The sequence below is a fragment of the Streptomyces sp. NPDC043861 genome (genome assembly GCF_056435905.1).
The window spans coordinates 366,947-384,855 of the sequence record NZ_JBWKDP010000003.1 but is presented as its reverse complement, the minus strand read 5'-3'; the positions used below and the strand labels follow the sequence as shown (position 1 = coordinate 384,855).

Below are 17,909 nucleotides of genomic sequence, written 5' to 3'. Positions count from 1 at the left end.
CCTGTCACACACCCAGCTCGGCGGCGAGCCGCCCGCTCCGCACCGCCGCCACAAGCCCGGCGTGGTCGGCCTCGGTGCGATCCGCGTACAGCACCGCGAAGCCGGCCACGGCCTCGTCGAGTTCCTCGTTCTTTCCGCAGTACCCCGCAACCAGCCGGGGATCGACGCTGTGTGCATGGGCCCTCGCGAGGAGGGCGCCTGTCATCCGGGCGTAGTCGTCTATCTGGTCGGCCGCGAGCGCCGCCGGGTCCACACTCCCCTTGCGGTTTCTGAACTGCCGCACCTGGAAGGGCCTGCCCTGCACGGTCGTCCAGCCGAGGAGGATGTCGCTGACCACCTGCATACGCTTCTGGCCCAGCACCACCCGGCGGCCCTCGTGCATCGGCTCGGGCGCATCGAAGCCCGCGGCCCCCAGGTGCGGCAGCAGGGCGGAGGGCCGTGCCTCCTTCACCTGGAGCACCAGCGGCTCGCCACGGTGGTCGAGCAGCAGCACCACATAGGACCTGGTCCCCACGCTTCCGGTGCCGACGACGCGGAACGCGACATCGTGAATGGCGTATCGCGCGAGCAGCGGCAGCCTGTCCTCGGAGACCGTCTCCAGATACTCGCCGAGCGCCGCGGCGACGGCATGTGCCTCCGGGTCCGGGACCTGGCGCAGCACGGGCGGCGCGTCCACGAAGCGGCGCGCGCCGTCCGGCCCGGGTTCCGTCGCTTTGGCGGCGAACCGCGCGCTGGTGTTGCTCCGGGCCTTCTCCGAGACGCGCTCCAGCGTGCCGAGCAGGTCCCGGGCGTCCGTGTGCGAGACGAGCTCCTCGTCCGCAATCGCGTTCCACGCGTCGACCACCGGAAGCCTGGCCAGCAGGCGCATGGTCCGGCGGTAGGCCCCCGCCACGTCGAAGGCGGCCTTGCGGCATGTGTCCTCATCGGCACCGGCCTCCCGGCCGGCGAGCACGATCGATGCGGCGAGCCGCTTGAGGTCCCACTCCCAGGGACCGATGACGGTCTCGTCGAAGTCGTTCAGATCGATGACCAGGCTTCCGCGGGCGTCGCCGTACAGCCCGAAGTTCGCCGCATGGGCATCGCCGCAGATCTGGGCCGCGACACCGGTGACGGGCGTGGCGGCCAGGTCATGGGCCATCAGGCCCGCCGCACCCCGCAGAAACGCGAAGGGGGTCGCGGCCATCCGGCCCACCCGGATCGGTGCGAGCTCGGGCACCCGGCCGCGGCTGGACTCCTCGACCGCCTGCACGGCATCCGGCCGTCCCGCCGTCATGACCAGGGTGTCGTGCGACGAGCGCGGCACCTCGGTCCGCAGCGCCTTGCCGGCCTGCTTCGGGGAGTCGGGAACGTTTCGTGACGTCCGGCGCGGCGCGAACCCGGGCACCTCCGGCACCCGCTCGCCCCCGGAAGCCGGCCGCTGCACCGGCACCATCGCTTCGACCTCACCCATGGCGGGACCGCCTCCCCCGACGTCGTGCAACATCAAACACAGGAGACGACGGTACCGCCGCGTCAGGCGGGCGTCTCCCCCTGTGGACAACCCAGACCGCTCCCCCGCACACCCGGCAGATACGCCTCTGCCCAGCGGCCAAGCTCCTTGAGCGCGGGCTCGAGCGCCGCACCGGCCTCCGTGAGCCGGTATGCGACGCGCAGCGGCGGCCCCTCATCGACCTCGCGCACGATCAGCCCCGCCGCGCCCAGCTCGGTCAGCCGGTCCGACAGCATGCGCTCGCTGATGCCGGGAATCGCCCGTCGCAGCTCGGCGAAGTGCACCGGCCGCTGCAGCAGCACGGACACGATCATGCCGGTCCAGCGTTTGCCGAGCAGCCCGAAGACGCGGGTGATCGCCCCGTCGACCTGCCTGCACGTCTGCTCACTGTGATCCGCCATGCCTCCAGGGTACTGGTCTCTCGTGAGGAGGTGAAAAAAAGTAAGCGACTGTGTTATTCATAGTTACGCACGGAACTAATGAACCGAGCTCACCCTTCACTGCATCTGGAGAACGTCATGGCCACGCTGCTGCACATCGATTCCGCCGTCTTCCCGCAGGGCTCCACCTCGCGCGAGGTCACGGCCACCTTTGTGAAGTCCTGGCTGGAGGAGCACCCCGAGGGCAAGGTCGTCTACCGCGACCTGGCCGCCAACCCGCTGCCCCATCTGGACTCCGCGGCCGCCGCTGCAGGCGCTGACGACGCACTCCGCGCCGAGCTCGCCGCCGAACTCGCCGAGGCGGACGCCGTACTGATCGGTGCCCCCATGTACAACTTCACGATCCCGTCCACGCTGAAGGCATGGCTGGACCAGGTGATCATCGTCGGCCACAACGCGGCCCGCCCGGACGGCCCCGTGGCGGGCACCCCGATCACCGTGGTCGCCAGCCGCGGCGGCTCGTACGCCCCCGGAACCCCGCGCGAGAGTTTCGAATTCGTCCAGACCTACCTGGAGAAGGTGTTCACCGGGATGCTCGGCGCGGAGGTCGACTTCATCGTCCCCGAGCTGACCCTGGCACCGGTGAAGCCCGAGATGGCCGAACTCGCCCCGCTCGCCGAGGCTTCCCGCGCCAAGGCATTCGAGCAGGCGGCGCAGAAGGCGAAGGATCTGGCTGCGCGCCTCGCGGCCTGACGACGGTCCGACGACGTCCTGGGCCCCGCCTGACGACGTTCAGCCGGGGCCAGGCCCGCACGCCGGGCCGGGTGCCGACGGGCCGACGCCCTGGTCGTCCCAGTCGTCCTGCGCGTCCCGGCTGTCCCGGCTGTCCCGGTCGTCCTGCGCGTCCCGGCTGTCAGGTCGACGTTTCACGTGAAACGTCACCAACCGCGACGTCCTACAGCCCCGCGTCGCGCGCCAGCAGTGCCGCCTGCACTCGGTTGTCGCACTCCAGCTTGGCCAGGATCCGGCTCACATAGGTCTTCACCGTGGCCTCGCTCATGTGCAGTCTGCGCCCGGCATCCGCGTTGGAGAGCCCTTCTCCCAACAGGGCAAGCACCTCTCGCTCCCGCCCGCTCAGCGCCGCCACCCGAGCCCGCGCCTGTGCACTGCGCGCCGCCACCCGTCCCGAGGCCAATTGGTCCACCACATGCCGCGTGGCTCCCGGCGAGAGATAGGCGTCACCGGCGACCGCGGCCCGCACCGCGCGGATCAGCTCGGCGGGGGCGGTGTCCTTGAGCAGGAACCCGGCACCACCGTGCTCCAGCGCCCGCAGGACGTTCTCACGCTCACCGAAGGTCGTGAGAACGATGACCCTGGCTTTCGGTACCACTCTGCGCAGCTCTGCGAGCGCGGAGAGGCCGTCCATGACCGGCATCTGTATGTCGAGCAGAACCACGTCCGCGCTGTGCGACCGGGCAAGGTCGACGGCCTCTCGGCCGTTCGTGCCCTCGGCCACGACTTCGATCTGCGGGTCCGAGGTGAGGATCATCCGGATCCCGGCGCGGATCAGCGGCTCGTCGTCGGCGATCACGACCCTGATCGGCGCCCCCGAAGACCCGGTCACAGACATTCCCCCTGCTTTGCTACCGCGTTCGCTACCGGCTCGCGTCGTACGACTTCTTCTCGACCAGCTTGCCGTCCTTGAAGCAGAACCGGAACACCGGTTCGCTGTCCCAGCTGTCTCCGGTCTCGGAGGACAGCAGCACCAGGCACGACGAACCCTCCGGCGCCTTCGGTCCCGTCCCCGACAGACCGGCCGTCGCGAAGGTGTCGCCGTCCGGCAGCTGATCGCGTACGTCCTTCTCCGCCATCCCGACCTTGACGGCATCGTATTCGTCGGGGTTGATCATCCCTTTGTTGACCGAACCCAGCAGGAAGACCAGCCCGAAAAGACCCACCACAACCAGCAGCACCACGGCGGCCACAGCGATTCCGCACCCCAGCGCCACACCGTTGGTCCTGTTCCTGCCACCCATCGCCAACTCCCTTTCCGAAACCGTCCAGTCCATGACCGGAACACCGTTTCCGACGGGGACCCACGGCGACTGCTGTCGGAAGTCGTCCGCGGTATCGACGAACGGCGCGGGGGCGGGTGCGGCCTCGACGATGCCGTAGGGAAGCACGCCGGCCACACGGAAGCCGCCGCCCGCGACGGGCCCCGCGTGCACCATCCCGCCCACCAGTCGGGCGCGCTCATGCAGACCGGTCAGCCCCTGACCACCACTGACGACCTCCCCGGCGGCACCCGGCGCTGCCCCGTTGACGACTTCCACCACGAACGAGTCCGGCTCGTAGCGCAGTTCCACGACGATCGGCGCGCCCGGCGCATGCTTGAAGGCATTGGTCAGTGCCTCCTGAGCGATGCGGTACGCCGCGTGGTCCGCGGCCGCCGCGAGCGGCCTGCCCTCTCCCACACATCGCAGCTCCACCACATAGCCCGGCCCCGCAGCCCTGGCGGCGTCGACCAGACCCGCGATGCCAGCCGTGCCCCGTGCGGCCCGACCGGATTCGTCCACGGCAGGCGCAGGCGCCTCCACTCCGTCCCTGAGGATGCCGACGACCTCGCGCAGCTCATGCATCGCGGTCACCGATGCCTCCCTCAGCACCCCGACGGCTTCCCGCTGCCGGTCGGTCAGCTCGCGGTCCACCTCCAGGGCACCCGTGTGCACGGCGATGAGCGCCAGCTGATGTCCAAGACTGTCGTGCATGTCCTGGGCGATCCGCTGCCGCTCACGCAGCCGCGCCTGGCCCGCCACCATCTCGCGCTCGCGCAGCAGTTGGACATTGCGGTCCTGGAGCGTATGCAGCAGGGTCCGGCGCTGAGTCCAGTACCGGCTGGCCAGGCCCGGCACGACCGTTGTCGCCAGGAAGAACAACGTGGTGAACAGCAGAACGGTCAGAGCGCCGTCCCGGGCCGCAGCGTCGGTGAGCGTGATGCCGATGTAGAGCACATAGGCCCCGGTGAACGCCGCAAGTGCCCGTCCTGCGCCCGGGATCCGCCGGCCGGCCGACCAGCCGACCAGCATCAACAGCGGGAAGAACCCGCCGGCGACGGGAGTGAGCCCGGAGGTCACCACCAGCACACTCGCGGGCAGTCTCCGCCTCATCAGCGACAGGACCACGGCCCCCGCCGCCTGACTGGCGACGACTCGCTCCGTCGAGCCCGTCAACTCGGCCACCCCGGCAACCATCAGGCCAAGGACGAGCGCGACGACGACCTCACCCGCGATTCGGCGCCGCGGCCACAGCTCCGGTGGGGCCAGCCACCGCAGGCCGGCCCGTATCCCGGCACGAACGGTCCGGCTCCTGGCCCCGGTGCCTGTCTCGGCCCCGGTGCGTATGTTCGATGACGCATCCACGTCAGCACCCTAATCAGCGGCCGGAGCCGCCCGCGGCCCACTTTCGTCGTACCGCGGAGCGACCAAGGTCGCGGCCGCTCCTCGTCGAGCGCTTCTCTGCCGGTGCTCCGTGTGCGCGAGTTCCCGACGCAATCAGCTGGTGACGCGCGAGGACGAACAGGCGGAGACGCGCGACGAGGAGAACAACGGGGCTGCCGGGCCTCCGGGCACGGCCGGCCGCCGCGTCGTCCGGGCACGGCGGCCGACCGTCGCGTCACTCCCGTACGCCTGCCGGAAACATGGCCCGGCCCCGCAGCGAGAGCCCCGCCGGGGCCACGGCCGAGACCACGGCCAGGACCATGCAGGCGGCCACGACCATGCCGAGCGCCGTCCATGGGACCTCGATCGAGGTCCGCACGGAAAGCAGCCCCAACGCGCTCCACATGCCCAGCAGGTTGAGCCCTGCGACCAGGAGACCCAGCACTCCGCCGACCCCGACCACCATCAGGGCCTCGCCACCGACCAGGCGCAGCACCTGCCTCCTGGTGGCCCCGGCCAGGCGCAGCACGGCCAGGTCGCGGCCCCGGTCGGCGGTCGCCATGACCATGGTGCCGGCGACGGAGATGCCCGTGTACAGGAGGGCGATGCCAAGGACCAGGAGGAAGCCGAGCCTGGTGGTCCGGTTGTTCTCGGGGCGACTCGCCCGCACCCACTGGTCCTGGGTGAAGACATGCCCGCCGGAGGCGCGCACGGCATCGCGCAGTGCGGCACCCGCCACGGCAGCGTCGGCTCCGTCCACGAGGCGGACGTCGACGCGGTCCGCGGACGCGCCCGGGGCGTTGCCAGGGGTGACATAGACGCCGTTGTCGCCGGTGCCGGTGGCCATCACCGCGGCGATCCGCAGCGACTTCCTGGTGCCGTCACCAAGCCACACATCCACGCGCCGGCCCACGGTGTGCCGCTCCCACTCCTCGTTGACGATGATCGATTCATCGTCGAGGTCGCTCACCCTCCCCGCGGCGAGCGGCAGCCGGGTGGTGGCGGCGAGCAGGGCGGGGTCGGCGGTGCGGGCCTCGGACTTGATGAGCGCGACGCCTTCCTCCAGGACGTAGACGGCGCTCGACGCGGTCTCGGACACCTTGACGCCGGACACCGTGCGCAGCCTTTGCAGCGTCGTCCGGTCGAAGGCGTCGCCCGCCGGAGTGACCACGAAGTCGGCGGCCGTCCGTTCGCGGAGCTCGGCGGTTTTCGCCTCGTTCAGCGTCGCGGTGGCTCCGAGGAGCGAGCCTGCCAGCGCGACCGTGACCAGCACGGGCGCCGCGACGGAGGCAGTGCGCCGGACACCGGCGGAGGCGCTCTCCCGCACGAGCATGCCGGTGGCGCCCGGGAGCTGGGCCGGCAGCCAGGCGATCAGTCGGGCGAGCGGGCGCACCAGCACCGGCGCGAGCAGCGCAACCCCGGTGATCAACAGCATCGGCCGGCTCACATAGGTCTTGCGCTGGAGCAGGTCACCCGGGTCGCTCACCAGGGCCAGGCACAGAGTCGTTGCGGCGGTCAGCAGCAGGGCCGTTCCGCACAGCCGGCGGCCCCGCGTCATCGCGTGGCTGTCCACCGCCGCCTCGCGCAGCGCCTCCGTCGGTCCGGTCCGTCCGGCCCGCCAGGAGGCGGCCACCGCCCCGCACAGCGCGACGAGCAGACCCGTCCAGAAGGCCATGGGGTACGGCCAGGTGTGGTCACCGATGGTGAACCAGCGGGGCGCGAGGCCACCGTCGACGACCCATTCGGCCAGCCGCGGCGCTCCGTACGCCCCGAGCACGCAGCCGGTGGCCGAGGCGAGCACGCCGACCGCCAGGGCCTCGGCGAGAACCATGCGGCGGATCTGCCCCGGGGTCGCCCCCGCGGTGCGCAACAGGCCGAACTCCCGGCGCCGCTGGGCGACGGCGAACGCGAAGGTGGACGCCACGACGAACACCGAGACGAACCCTGTGACGCCCCCGGCCGTGCCGAACATCGCGTTCATGGCGGTGAGGGCTTCGCCGTCCCTGTCGGGATCGGCGTCGGCAAACCGGCGCGCGTCACCGGTGAGGACCGTGACGGCGTCGCTGCCACGCACCGCCTCGCGCACGGCCTCGGGATCGGCGTCCACCACGAGCTGGGTGCTTGCCGGCGACAGTTGGGCGGCGCGCCGGTCGCTGTAGAAGACGGCGTTCTCGAAGCCGAGGCCGGCGACTGTGCCGACGACCCGCACGGTGCCACGGTCGGTTCGTACCCGGGCGCCCGGCTCCGCCCAGTCGCCGCTGACGACGACCTCGTCGGCCGCGCGGGGTGCCCGTCCCGCCTCGGTGCGGTACGGGGCGAAGGCGGCCGTGGACCAGGGGTGGCCCACCAGATCTCCGGGACCGCCCCGGGCCCTTACGGCGAACGAGCGGTCCTCGACGACGGTACCGAGCTCCTTCAGCCTCGTGACGAGGCCGGCGGGCACGGCACGCGGGTGCGCGAGTTTCTGCACCCGGTCGCCGATCGGCGTGTGCACCCGCAGGGTGCTCGCCCCCGTGACCACGACCGGGGCCGCGGCGAACCGCTCGGGCCTGCGCTCGGGCGCGTCCGTCGAGGACGCCAGCGCCAGACCCATGACGGCCATCAGCGCCACTCCCAGCGAGAGGGCGACGAAACTGCCGACGAAGGTGACCCAGCGGACGCGCAGGGTGCTCAGGGCGGTGCTCAGCACGGGGCGGCCTCCAGCCGGGTCATGCGTGCGGCGATGCCCTCGGCGGAGCCTCCGGCCAACTCGCCGTTGACCCGTCCGTCGACGAGGAAGACCACGCGGTCGGCGTAGGAGGCGGCCACCGGATCGTGCGTGACCATGATGATCGTCTGTCCCTCGCGGTCGACCATCCCGCGCAGCAGATTGAGCACCTCGCGGCCGGTCTCCGAGTCGAGGGCGCCGGTCGGCTCGTCGCCGAAGAGGACCTCGGGGCGGGTGATCAGGGCGCGGGCCAGGGCGACCCGCTGCTGCTGGCCGCCGGACATCTCCGTCGGCCGGTGCCGGGCCCGGTCACCGAGCCCGACCTGCCGGAGCACCTCACGGACCTGGGCTCTCGCGGGGCGGCGGCCGGCGAGCCGAAGGGGCAGCGCCACGTTCTGCTCGGCGGTCAGTGACGGCAGCAGGTTGAACGCCTGGAAGACAAAACCGATGCGCTCGCGGCGCCACAGGGTGAGCTTGTGCTCGCTCAGCCCGGTCAGGTCGGTCCCGCCCATGGTGACCGAGCCCGACGTGGGCCGGTCCAGCCCCGCCGCGCACTGGAGCAGCGTCGACTTGCCGGAGCCGGAGGGGCCCATCACTGCGGTGAACGTCCCCTTCGGGAAGGAGAGGGAGACCTCGTCGAGGGCGGTGACGGCGCCGCCGCCCGCCCCGTACCGCCTGCTGACGGTGTGCAACTGGATCGCGTCGCTGTTCATCTGTCCCCATCCATTCGGTGTCCCTGTCCCCATTGGCATGGCGCTCCGGCTCGTTCAATGGCCCACACCGCCGGGCCGTGTCCGTGGCCGCGCCATGTGGCCGGTGTCCGTGGCCGTCCCTGGGTGCCCGGTCGGCCGGTGTCCGTGGCTGCGCCCGGCGGTGACTTCACGAAACCGCGCGACAGGACCTCGGCGCAGTGCGGCAGAACCGAGAGTCGGGGTAGGGCCAGGCCTACCTCCCTTCCTCCCCCTGGACCGATGGCCCGGGCGCGGGCGGGCCTCCTACGGTGGGCCCATGCACCCTCGGACTGTGTGGCAGGCCATGGCCACCCCTGGCTTCCTGCTGTCGTCGTGGCCTTGGCGCGCGGCCGGATACCTGGTCAGCGGCGCGTTGACCGGCATCGTCGCCCTGGTGGCGATCGTGGCCATGGCGGCGGCCGGCGGGGTCCTCCTCATCGTCCTGGTGGGTGTCCCTGTGCTCGTCCTCACGGCGTTCGCCGGAATCCCGGTGGCCTGGGTGGAGCGGTGTCGACTGCGCCTGGTCGACCTGCACCCGGCGCCCGACCTGCACCGGGCGCCCGCCGAGCCGGGCCTGCGGAGCTGGCTGACGACGCGTATGCGGGAACAGGCGACCTGGCGGGAGCTCGGGTACGCGCTGCTGCTCGCGGGTCTGCTGTGGCCGGTCGACATCGCCGCCCTCACAGTCGCCGTGTTCCTGCCGCTGTCCGTGGCCGCCACGCCCCTGCTGATGGCCACGGTCGGCGACGGTCATGAGGCCAAGGTGCTCAAGCAGTGGACGGTCACCACATGGCCAACGGCCTTCGGTGTTGCCGTGATCGGGCTCGTTCTCCTGGGGATCGGTGCCTACGCGCTGGGCGTGGCGGCGGGTGCCCGCGCGGGACTGACCCGACTCCTCATCGCCTCGCACGAGGACGATCTGGGCGCAAGGCTCAGGGAACTCACGCGCTCCCGGGTCCGGTTGATGGACGCATTCGAGGCGGAGCGGCGGCGTATCGAGCGCGATCTGCACGACGGAGCACAACAGCGGCTGGTGGCACTGACGATGACACTCGGCCTGGCCCGGCTGGACGCGCCGCCCGGGCCCCTCGCCGATCAGCTCGCCAAGGCGGGTGAGGAAGCGGGCAAGGCACTCGCGGAGTTGCGTGAACTCATCCGGGGCATCCATCCCAAGGTCCTCGCGGACTACGGGCTGGAAGCAGCGGTCGCCGATGCCGCCGACCGCTCCCCGGTCCCCGTGGACGTCGATCTGAAACTGCCGGGACGACTGCCCCAGGCCGTCGAGACCGCCGCCTACTTCGCGGTCTGCGAGGCACTGGCCAACGTCGCCAAGCACAGCGGGGCCGGCCGCGCCGAGGTGAGCGGCGAACACCGCGACGGGCGGCTTTTCCTGGAAGTGAGCGACGACGGCCGGGGCGGCGCCGACCCCGGGAAGGGCAGCGGGCTCACCGGACTCGCGGACCGCGTGTCGGTTCTGGATGGCAGACTTGCCCTGTCCAGTCCGCCGGGCGGCCCGACCCTGTTGCGTGTGGAGTTTCCTTGCGAGTGGATCGACCGCTCCGCGTAGTCCTGGCCGAGGACAGTGTGCTGCTGCGGGAAGGACTCATCGGCCTCCTCACCCGCTGCGGCCACGAAGTGGTCGCAGCCGTCGGTGACGCGGAGTCGCTGATCGCCGCGGTCGACGAGCATGCGCCCGACATCGTGGTGACCGATGTGCGCATGCCCCCCGGGTTCCAGGACGAGGGGCTGCACGCGGCGGTGCAACTGCGCGAGAAGCGGCCCGCACTCCCCGTCCTCGTCCTCAGCCAGTATGTGCAGCGGGCCTACGCCTCCGAACTGCTGGACTCGGGCGACGGTTCGGGCGTCGGCTATCTGCTGAAGGACCGGGTCGGGCAGATCGAGGACTTCATGGACGCACTGCTCGAGATCGCCGACGGCGGGACCGTCGTCGACCCCGAGGTGGTGCGCCAGTTGCTCCGCCGCCGCCGTGACCCACTGGAACGGCTCACGCCGCGCGAGCGGGAGGTGCTGGCCGAGATCGCGCAGGGCAAGTCGAACGGTGCCATCGCCCGTGCTCTGGTGGTCTCAGAGGCGGCCGTCGGCAAGCACATCAGCAGCATCCTCACCAAGCTGGATCTGCCTCCCGCGGAGGAGACCCATCGCAGGGTCCTGGCCGTACTCGCCTTTCTGCGGGCATGAGTCTGCGGGCATGACTCCGTGATTCCGCGGCGCCGCGGCGCTGATCGCACCCGGACTCGGCACTGATCACGTACCGAAGGCGGGCCTTCGCGGGTGTGCCTCGGCCGTACGGGTGCGGCTCACCCCCGGCTCGCTGACATGCGCGCTTCCCACTCCCGTGCCTGCGCGCCCCTCCGGCCCGCGCGGCCCACCCGCACAGGTGCACAGCACGGACTCGCGGCCACGCACTGCGCGGCTACGCGGCTACGCGGCACCACCCGTGGCCGGACCGGTCCCCGAGCGTGGTCGGGTGGATGGTCAGGTGGGTGGTGAGGAACGCCCACATGGCCGGTGCCATCCGCTGCGCCAGGTCGTCGGCGGTGCACAGATCGGCGGAGAGGCTGACGTCGGCGAGGTGACCATGCGGGAGGGTGCGGGCGATCTCCTCGGCCAGGGCCGGAGGACGGCGGTGGCCGCTGCCGGGAATGATCAAGGTGGGAACCGGGATGGCGGCAAGGTCGGCGACGCTGGTGAATGCGCGATCGCGGCCGATGGCGCACGCCGCGGCAATGCTGGCGGGATCCGAGCGGGGGATGGCCTCTCGGACCAGATTTCCCATCACCGGAGCGAGACCGGGCAGGACGGACTTCCAGGCGGCGTCGATGCCCTCGTGGAGCACGCGGGCGGCAAAGCGGTCCGTCATCGCCGTTTCGCCCTCCCGGACCGCCCCGGTTCCCTCGGGTTCCATGGCAGTGCAGTCCTCGACTTCCTCGGCGCTGATGACGACTCCGGCCAGGATGCGTTCGGGCTGGGTCGCGGCCATGCGGAGAGTGATGGTGCCGCCCATGCCCGTACCGCCCAGGGCCGCCCTGTGGAGTCCCAGATGCCTCAGCAGTGCCCCGACGTCGTCCGCGTACTGGGCCCAGGTGTGCCGGGCCGGGTCCGTGCACACCGAGCGGCCGTAACCGCGGATGTCCGGCAGGACAACGGTGTAGCTCTCGGCGAGGCGGCGGGCCAGGGGCACCAGACTGTGGTGGTCCCGCCCCCCGCCGTGCAGGAGGATCAGGGCCGGCCCCCTCCCGAGCGTGGTGGCGTGCAGGGGACACCCGTCACTGCCGTGGTAGCTGAACGTGTCCATGCGTCATCCTCCAGTCCCTGTTCCGGGCGGGACGCTTCCGGAAGTGTTCGCGGCAGCCCGGTTCCGGCACCGAAGACCGACGACGCCGCGGGGCGAGAGCGATACCGACGGTCGTCCGGCCGGCGGTGAGCACGAGAAGGAGCGGTCCGTCCCTGCCCGGGGTACCGCCCCGGACTGCGCCCCCGATGGATCGAGCGCCATGGTCACCAGCGTCGGAGCTGCATCGCACGGCGACCATCCGGCAGATGTCCGGAACCGCCCCGCCGACCGGCTGGTGGTGTCCCCGCCGCCCGGCCGCACAGCTGCGGGCACCGGCGGGGATCCGCCCGGCATGGTACGAATCGGACAGTGGTCCGGCAGCGATTGGAGCACACGTGATCCGGGTATTGGTGGTCGACGACGAGGCCCTGATCCGTACGGGCTTCCAGCACATCCTCGACGCGGCCGACGACATCGAGGTCGTTGCAGCGGTTCCCGGTGGCCAGGCGATCAGGACGGCACAGGAGGTACGTCCGGACGTCGTGCTGCTGGACATCCGGATGCCGGACGTGGACGGACTCACCGTCCTCGCCGGCCTCCGCAGGCTCCCGCACCCCCCGGTGGTGGCCATGCTCACAACATTCGACATGGACGAGTACGTGGCAACGGCACTGCGCTCGGGTGCCGCCGGATTTCTCCTCAAGGACACCGACCCCGAGGGCCTGCCGTTCCTGGTCCGCACCCTGGCCGACGGCGGCACCGTACTGTCGTCCAAGGTCACCCGAGCGGTTGTGGACGGCTATCTCGAGGCCGGATCACAGGTACCGGCGGCCCATGTTCTGGAGCGGCTGACCGCCCGCGAACGCGCCGTACTCGTCCTCGTCGCCGAGGGCCTGTCCAACAGCGACATCGCCGCGCGGATGCACCTCGGCACCGGCACGGTCAAGGATCATGTCAGCGCGATCCTCACCAAACTGGGGGTGGGCAGCCGTGTTCAGGCCGCCCTGCTCGCCGAACGGGCCGGTCTGCTCAGAACGCCGCGCAGCCAGGAACCGCGTCACCGGGAGCCGCCCCGTCAGGAACCATGTGACCAGGAGGAACCACGTCACCGGGAGGGGGGATGATCACCCACCGTCTGCCGGCCAACCGCCTGCCGCTGCTGCTGGACGGCGCCCTCGTCGGCGCCTCGCTGCTCGACGGCTGGTTCCATGTCGGCACCGACGAGCCGATGCGCCTGGTCTTCGCCCTGATCGCCGCCCTCTCTCTGGTGCTGCGGCGCCGCCTGCCCCTGCCCACGTTCGTGCTCACCTTGCCGGCCGTCCTCCTCTCCGACGCGATCTTCGCCGCGCTGGTCGCGCTGTACACGCTCGCTTCCCTCAGCCGCCGTCGCGGCCTGCTGGTCGTCTGCGCCCTTGCGTTCACGATCAGCGACATGACTTCATGGCCGTCGCCCAACTTCGATCTGTCGGACCCCACGACCTTCGTCACTCTCGGCTACAGCGCGGCGACGGCGGCCGCTCCCGTCTTCCTCGGCCAGCTCGTGCAGACCCGGCGTGATCTGTCGCTGCGGCTCACCGAGATCTCCGAGGCACGGGACCACGAGCGGCTGCTCACCGCACAGACGGTGCTGGCCAAGGAGCGCGCACAGCTCGCGAGGGAGATGCACGACGTGGTCTCCCACCAGGTGAGCCTGATCGCGGTACGGGCCGGAGCGCTCCAGGTCGGCACGCGGGACGCCGAGGTCAAGGAAGCCGCAGCCACGATCCGGCGGCTGAGCGTGCAGACCCTGGACGAACTGCGGTACATGGTGAGCGTGCTGCGCGCCTCCGGAGGCCGCCCCACCGAGCTGACCCCGCAGCCGTCCCTGGCCGACCTCCAGCGGCTGGTCGACGGCAGCGGTATCGAGGCCGAACTGCAGACGGATCTGCCGGACGGTCTGCCGCCGACCGTCCAGCGCGCCGTCTACCGCACCGTCCAGGAAGCGCTGACCAACGTACGCAAACACGCCCCCGGCGCCACAGCGACGGTTCGCGTCCGGCGCGAGAACGGTGCCATCCGTCTCACGGTCACCAATACCGCGCCGACCCGGCCCGCTCTCCCCCTGCCGAGTGCGCACTACGGACTGGTCGGCCTGCGCCAGCGCGCCGCGCTCCTCGGTGGGACGGTGACCTCCGGTCCGACCGCGGACGGCGGCTACGAACTCCGGCTGGAGTTCCCGGCCGAGGGAGTGGCCTGACCAGGGGCCGCGGTCTGACACCGAGGCGGCGCCGGAGTCCGGCCGGATGCACGCCACGGGGAAGGACTGCGCCGTCGGCCGGGAGGTCGTCGAACGCGGAGCCTCACTCCTGAACGCCTTGGCCGCCGGGCACTCGGGACAGGCGCGCGGTCACGACCGTGCCGTCCGGCAGCCCCGCGCGGTCGGGGCACGGGGGAATTCCACGGCGTCCGATCCGCAAACGAAGGCGTGCGCAACCGTAGAGTCGGGCCGTGGACTGGTCACCGGATCCAGAAGCGTTGCGCGGTCGTGTGGCGGTGGTCGCCGGAGCGACTCGAGGAGCCGGGCGAGGAATCGCCTCGGCGCTGGGAGAAGCCGGCGCGACGGTCATCTGTACGGGCCGCAGCAGCCGGAAGAGGCCCATCCGGTCCGACTACGCCGGCCGTCCCGAGACGATCGAGGAGACTGCCGACCTGGTCACGGCGCTCGGTGGCACCGGTGTCGCGGTGGCCGTGGACCATCTTGAGCCCGACCAGGTGCGGGCACTGGCCGAGCGGGTTCGTCACGACCACGGCCGTATCGACGTACTCGTGAACGACATCTGGGGCGGCGAGCTGCTCAAGGGCGGCCCCGACCGGTGGAACACGCCGATCTGGGAACACGACCTGGACGACGGGCTGCGTATCCTGCGGCTCGCGATCGACAGTCACCTCATCACGTCCCACCACCTGCTCCCCCTCCTCATCGCCGAGCCGGGCGGTCTGCTCGTGGAGGTGACCGACGGAACCACCGAGTACAACGCATCGCGGTATCGGATCTCGGTCTTCTACGACCTGGCCAAGTGCGCCGTGAACCGGCTGGCCTTCTCCCAGGGACATGAGCTGAAGGCGTACGGAGCCACCGCAGTGGCCATGACGCCCGGATGGCTGCGCTCGGAGATGATGCTCGACAATTTCGGTGTCTCCGAGGAGAACTGGCGCGACGCCCTGGACCCGACCGCCGTCGGCACCCACCCCACCGCACCACCGGGCTTCGCACAGTCGGAGTCGCCACGCCATGTCGGGCGCGCTGTCGTCGCGCTGGCATCGGACGAAGAACGGGGCAGATGGAATCAGGCGTCGGTCAGCTCCGCCCAACTCGCGCGTGAATACGGGTTCACCGACATCGACGGCTCTCGGCCCGACGTCTGGCGGTCCACCGATGAGAACCCCGGGCCCGGATCCGACGCGGACCGCGACGACCAGCGGTGAGCCCTGTCGGCCCGCCGACCGCTGGAAGCTCACAGAGCGCGGGCCACTGCGGTGTCCTCACGGGCCGGGTTGCCGCCCCACCGTGCATGGGGTGGAACTTCCTCACCCTTCATCAGGAAGGTGTCCGCGGCGAGTTGTGCCTGATCGCCGACGGTGGTGCCGTAGTGGATGAACGCGTTCACGCCGAGGGTCACGCCCGCACCGATCGTGGCGCGGTCGGACTTGAAGGCGCCGTCCTCCTGCGAGTGGCACTGGATGACGGTGCCGGCGTTGAGGGTGCAGCCGTCCCCGATGCTGACGAGGGTCCGCTCGGTGATCGTGCAACCGTCGTCGAAGACCCGGCGGCCGATCCTGACGCCCAGCAGCCGCCAGACCATGGTCTTGAACGGGGTGCCGTTGAAGGCCTGCATGTACTGGTGCGACGTCAGCTTCCAGAAGCGTTCGTGCCCCCAGAAGTCAGGCTGGTAGATCGAGCAGTACAGCGGCTTCACCGGGCGGATTCGGGTGACGGTCCGTTCGACCAGCGCGAAGTACACGACGGTGAACACCAGGGTGAGCAGACCGGCCAGCGCGAAGGCCGGCGCCCCAATTCTCTGACTGAGCTCGACGGCACCCATGGTGATGAGGGCGAGTACGAAGAAGTGGAACCATCGCACCAGCAGGTGCAGGCCCGCGGTGAACGCGTTGTGCCTGTTCTTGGCGGCAAGGCGGCGGCGCAGCTCGTCACCGTGGGCCAGGTGGTCGAACCGGGTGTCGCGCAGCACCGTGCGCGGGATCTCGAAACTGGGCGATCCCAGTAGTCCCACGCCTTCACGGACCGGCCCGTCGATGGGCACCATGACCTTGGTCGCGAGCAGGCAGTTGTCGCCGGTACGGCCGCGTGAAGGGTAGGCGATGCGGTTGCCGAGGAAGTTGCTAGGCCCGATCGAGGTCGGGGTGCAGCGGAAGGACGAGCTGGAGAAGTCGGCGTTGATGATCGACAGCCCGTCGGCGACCATCGTCCCGCTGCCGACCGTGCTGAGGTAAGGGGTGTCGTGCTTGACCAGCGTGCCGAAGTTCGACCCGGTCTGCTCGATGTGGCACAGGTCGTATCCGAGGCACCGCAGGTAGTGCACGATCGCGGAGCTGTCCCCGAAGAGCGTGGTGAAGAACCTGATGTTGGTCAGCCGCGTGATCGCCCGCTGGACGCCGTGGTGGAAGCCGTACAGCGGGTAGGTCCTGCCCGGTTCGATCGCCAGGCTGAGCAGCCGTGGCACCGTGCTCACCACCAGCAGGCCCACGACTATGCCGCCGAAGAAGGCCACGAGGGAAGCGACGAGCGCCTCGAGGTAGAACCCGGGGCTGGTGAAGGCCGGCGGCCCTGGGGTGAACACCGCGTTGAGCTGCGGCACCACGGTGAACACGAGGCTCACGCCCGCCAGCGTCAGCGGTAGGTACACCAGCAGCACGGCGAGCATCTGCAACAGGCTGTAGGAGGCCCTGCGAAGGGGGCCGCACGCCGCGGGTTCGACGGCCCGGAAGTCGGTCGTCGTCGGCTGCGCCGGCGTGCCGTGCCAGGCCTCTCCGGCCGGCACCGCCTGCCCGGTGTGCAGGGAGGAGGCGTGGCCCAGCTGGGTGTCGTCGCCCATCGACGTCCCGATGTCGACGACTGCCTGTTCGCTGACGGTCACATCAGCACCAAGGGTGACGGGGCCCGTCTCGATCCAGCCGTCGTGCGCCCGGTAGCAGGACAGCAGTACGTCCTTGCGGACGACCGTGCCGTCACCGATGGTGAGGAGGTCCGTGCAGACGGGGGCGGTGCGGGAAAGGATGGTGACGCCCTTTCCGATGTGTGCGCCGAGGGCTCTGAGGTACAGCACGTACAGCGGTGAACCGGTGAACAGACGCACCGGGCTGGTACGGATGAGGGCCTTCACGCACCAGAAGCGCAGGTAGGCGAAACTCCAGAGGCGGAACCTGCCCGGGGTGAAACGGCCGATGAGGATCCACTTGGCCGCGACGGGCAGCGCGCAGACGCCGAAGAAGAGCGCCGTACTGAACAACACCGCCCGCAGGTAGACGCCGGCCGTCCCCGAGCCTTCCACGGTCCACTCGTAACCGAAGACGGCAATCGTGGCGCCGAGGGAGGAAAGGACGAGGAAGATCAGCATCTGGGCCGTCCCGCACAGCGTGTACCGCCATGGACCGGCCTGCGGTGCGCCCGATGTGCCGGATGGGGCATCGCCGCGCCCCGGGGCCGGCCGGGAGGTCGGTGACGGCGCGTGCGAGGAGGCCGGGGACCGGTCGAGGTCGGGAGCCTCCGTGAACGCGGCGGCCAGACCCCGGACCGTGGGGTGCCGGTAGATGTCCTTCATCGACACCGTCGGCAGATCGTCCCGCTTGCGCACCCGCGCACAGAACTGGGC

Annotated in this window: 14 protein-coding genes; 6 read left to right on the top strand and 8 right to left on the bottom strand. The window is 70.8% G+C overall.

What is annotated here, in order from left to right:
- Positions 1-4: 4 nt before the first annotated feature.
- Positions 5-1,450, bottom strand: a complete 1,446-nt coding sequence (locus AC068D_RS09385) for a DUF2252 domain-containing protein (RefSeq protein WP_478822356.1) — start codon at positions 1,448-1,450, stop codon at positions 5-7.
- A 62-nt stretch (positions 1,451-1,512) separates the two neighbouring features.
- On the bottom strand, positions 1,513-1,890 hold the full coding sequence (locus AC068D_RS09380; RefSeq protein WP_478822355.1) for a winged helix-turn-helix transcriptional regulator: 378 nt from the start codon (positions 1,888-1,890) through the stop codon (positions 1,513-1,515).
- A 117-nt stretch (positions 1,891-2,007) separates the two neighbouring features.
- On the opposite strand from AC068D_RS09380, the gene AC068D_RS09375 reads away from it, so the two are divergent.
- Positions 2,008-2,622: an FMN-dependent NADH-azoreductase gene (locus tag AC068D_RS09375; protein WP_478822610.1), complete on the top strand. Its 615-nt coding sequence runs from the start codon at positions 2,008-2,010 to the stop codon at positions 2,620-2,622.
- A 202-nt stretch (positions 2,623-2,824) separates the two neighbouring features.
- Here the strand turns inward: AC068D_RS09375 and AC068D_RS09370 are convergent, their stop codons facing one another.
- The 4 genes from AC068D_RS09370 to AC068D_RS09355 form a co-directional block, all read right to left on the bottom strand.
- A complete protein-coding gene (locus AC068D_RS09370; protein WP_478822354.1) occupies positions 2,825-3,499 on the bottom strand; it encodes a response regulator transcription factor in 675 nt (224 codons plus the stop codon).
- Positions 3,500-3,524: 25 nt separating this feature from the next.
- Positions 3,525-5,213, bottom strand: a complete 1,689-nt coding sequence (locus AC068D_RS09365) for a sensor histidine kinase (protein ID WP_478822609.1) — start codon at positions 5,211-5,213, stop codon at positions 3,525-3,527.
- Between the two features lie 328 nt (positions 5,214-5,541).
- On the bottom strand, positions 5,542-7,995 hold the full coding sequence (locus tag AC068D_RS09360; RefSeq protein ID WP_478822353.1) for an FtsX-like permease family protein: 2,454 nt from the start codon (positions 7,993-7,995) through the stop codon (positions 5,542-5,544).
- Positions 7,989-8,726: an ABC transporter ATP-binding protein gene (locus AC068D_RS09355; protein WP_478822352.1), complete on the bottom strand. Its 738-nt coding sequence runs from the start codon at positions 8,724-8,726 to the stop codon at positions 7,989-7,991. The genes AC068D_RS09360 and AC068D_RS09355 overlap by 7 nt, the downstream gene beginning before the upstream one ends.
- Positions 8,727-9,021: 295 nt before the next feature.
- On the opposite strand from AC068D_RS09355, the gene AC068D_RS09350 reads away from it, so the two are divergent.
- The gene (locus AC068D_RS09350) at positions 9,022-10,311 is read left to right on the top strand and encodes a sensor histidine kinase (protein ID WP_478822351.1); all 1,290 of its coding nucleotides are present in this window, start codon (positions 9,022-9,024) and stop codon (positions 10,309-10,311) included.
- Entirely contained in the window at positions 10,284-10,943 is a 660-nt protein-coding gene (locus tag AC068D_RS09345) for a response regulator transcription factor (protein ID WP_478822350.1), read from the top strand. Before AC068D_RS09350 ends, AC068D_RS09345 begins: the two co-directional genes overlap by 28 nt.
- A gap of 235 nt (positions 10,944-11,178) precedes the next feature.
- Here AC068D_RS09345 and AC068D_RS09340 read toward each other — a convergent pair whose 3' ends face one another.
- On the bottom strand, positions 11,179-12,060 hold the full coding sequence (locus AC068D_RS09340) for an alpha/beta fold hydrolase (protein ID WP_478822349.1): 882 nt from the start codon (positions 12,058-12,060) through the stop codon (positions 11,179-11,181).
- 374 nt (positions 12,061-12,434) lie between these two features.
- Between AC068D_RS09340 and AC068D_RS09335 the strand changes: the two genes are divergently transcribed.
- The 3 genes from AC068D_RS09335 to AC068D_RS09325 all read left to right on the top strand — a co-directional run bounded on the left by AC068D_RS09335 (position 12,435) and on the right by AC068D_RS09325 (position 15,504).
- The gene (locus AC068D_RS09335) at positions 12,435-13,163 is read left to right on the top strand and encodes a response regulator (protein WP_478822348.1); all 729 of its coding nucleotides are present in this window, start codon (positions 12,435-12,437) and stop codon (positions 13,161-13,163) included.
- Positions 13,160-14,275, top strand: a complete 1,116-nt coding sequence (locus AC068D_RS09330) for a sensor histidine kinase (protein ID WP_478822347.1) — start codon at positions 13,160-13,162, stop codon at positions 14,273-14,275. Before AC068D_RS09335 ends, AC068D_RS09330 begins: the two co-directional genes overlap by 4 nt.
- 251 nt (positions 14,276-14,526) lie before the next feature.
- The gene (locus AC068D_RS09325) at positions 14,527-15,504 is read left to right on the top strand and encodes an SDR family oxidoreductase (protein ID WP_478822346.1); all 978 of its coding nucleotides are present in this window, start codon (positions 14,527-14,529) and stop codon (positions 15,502-15,504) included.
- A gap of 29 nt (positions 15,505-15,533) precedes the next feature.
- Here the strand turns inward: AC068D_RS09325 and AC068D_RS09320 are convergent.
- Positions 15,534-17,909: Pls/PosA family non-ribosomal peptide synthetase (locus tag AC068D_RS09320; protein WP_478822345.1), on the bottom strand; the 2,376-nt coding region annotated here is incomplete at its 5' end.

Coding starts and splice junctions, on each gene's coding strand:
- AC068D_RS09385 (WP_478822356.1), bottom strand. CDS start 1,450: ATGGGTGAGGTCGAAGCGATGGTGCCGGTGCAGCGGCCGGCTTCCGGG.
- AC068D_RS09380 (WP_478822355.1), bottom strand. CDS start 1,890: ATGGCGGATCACAGTGAGCAGACGTGCAGGCAGGTCGACGGGGCGATC.
- AC068D_RS09375 (WP_478822610.1), top strand. CDS start 2,008: ATGGCCACGCTGCTGCACATCGATTCCGCCGTCTTCCCGCAGGGCTCC.
- AC068D_RS09370 (WP_478822354.1), bottom strand. CDS start 3,499: ATGTCTGTGACCGGGTCTTCGGGGGCGCCGATCAGGGTCGTGATCGCC.
- AC068D_RS09355 (WP_478822352.1), bottom strand. CDS start 8,726: ATGAACAGCGACGCGATCCAGTTGCACACCGTCAGCAGGCGGTACGGG.
- AC068D_RS09350 (WP_478822351.1), top strand. CDS start 9,022: ATGCACCCTCGGACTGTGTGGCAGGCCATGGCCACCCCTGGCTTCCTG.
- AC068D_RS09340 (WP_478822349.1), bottom strand. CDS start 12,060: ATGGACACGTTCAGCTACCACGGCAGTGACGGGTGTCCCCTGCACGCC.
- AC068D_RS09330 (WP_478822347.1), top strand. CDS start 13,160: ATGATCACCCACCGTCTGCCGGCCAACCGCCTGCCGCTGCTGCTGGAC.